3 protein-coding genes are annotated in these 968 nt (G+C 49.8%); all 3 read right to left on the reverse strand.

Annotated elements, in window-relative coordinates; genetic code table 11:
- Positions 1–75 (reverse strand): uL30 family ribosomal protein (locus J4D97_RS23685; RefSeq protein ID WP_243900485.1); only part of this gene is annotated, 75 nt, incomplete at its 3' end.
- Positions 76–81: 6 nt separating this feature from the next.
- Entirely contained in the window at positions 82–609 is a 528-nt protein-coding gene (rpsE, locus tag J4D97_RS23045) for a 30S ribosomal protein S5 (protein ID WP_208309634.1), read from the reverse strand.
- 4 nt (positions 610–613) lie between these two features.
- A complete protein-coding gene (gene rplR / locus J4D97_RS23050; protein ID WP_185281350.1) occupies positions 614–964 on the reverse strand; it encodes a 50S ribosomal protein L18 in 351 nt (116 codons plus the stop codon).
- Positions 965–968: the final 4 nt, after the last annotated feature.

The raw sequence follows: 968 nt of genomic DNA on the forward strand, positions 1-968 counted from the left end.
AGCCTGAACAGTGCGCTTTTGACGCTCAGGGCGGTCAATGACGCTTTTCACCAAGGTGATTTTAATCTGTGTCATCTCTGCTTAGCCGTTAAATACTTGCTGAAGGCTGATTCCACGCTGCTGTGCAATCTGCAACGGGTCACGCATTTTAGCCAAGGCATCGAAGGTAGCCTTCACTACGTTGTGCGGGTTAGAGGACCCTTTTGACTTTGCTAGCACATCTTTGATGCCAGCGCTTTCAAATACAGCACGCATAGCACCACCGGCAATTACACCAGTACCTGCAGCGGCAGGCTGTACTAACACGAAACCACCCGAATATTTACCTTCCATTACGTGCGGTACAGTATGTTTGTACAATGGCACCTTTACAAGGTTCTTCTTAGCGTCGTCAATGCCTTTGGCAATAGCATCGGTTACCTCATTGGCTTTACCAAGACCATAGCCTACTACTCCGTTGCCATCGCCTACTACTACAATAGCAGAGAAGCTGAAGCGGCGACCACCTTTTACTACTTTGGCGACGCGGTTGATTGCAACCACTTTCTCCTTAAGGTCGGTCTCGTTAGCGCGAACAACCTTGTTGTTATCTCTATTATCTTTGGACATTGTCTTAGAAATTCAGCCCGCCTTCACGCGCGCCATCTGCCAGTGATTTTACGCGGCCGTGGTAGAGATAACCGGAACGGTCGAATACCACTTTCGTAATGCCTTTACCTTGAGCACGGGAGGCAAGTTCTTTGCCTACTGCGGCAGCAAGGGCGACTCCGTTGCCCCCTTCTACCGAAACGTGCTTCGAGGAAGCAGACGCCAACGTGTGACCAGTAGTATCGTCGATGATTTGGGCATAAATGCCTGTATTGCTACGAAACACTGATAAACGTGGGCGCTCGGACGTGCCAGCAACCTTTGTGCGGATGATGCGCTGGATCCGTTTTCTTCTAGATGCTTTATCGAAAGCCATGATG

It is taken from the genome of Hymenobacter defluvii (assembly GCF_017589435.1).
Lineage (GTDB): Bacteria > Bacteroidota > Bacteroidia > Cytophagales > Hymenobacteraceae > Hymenobacter > Hymenobacter profundi.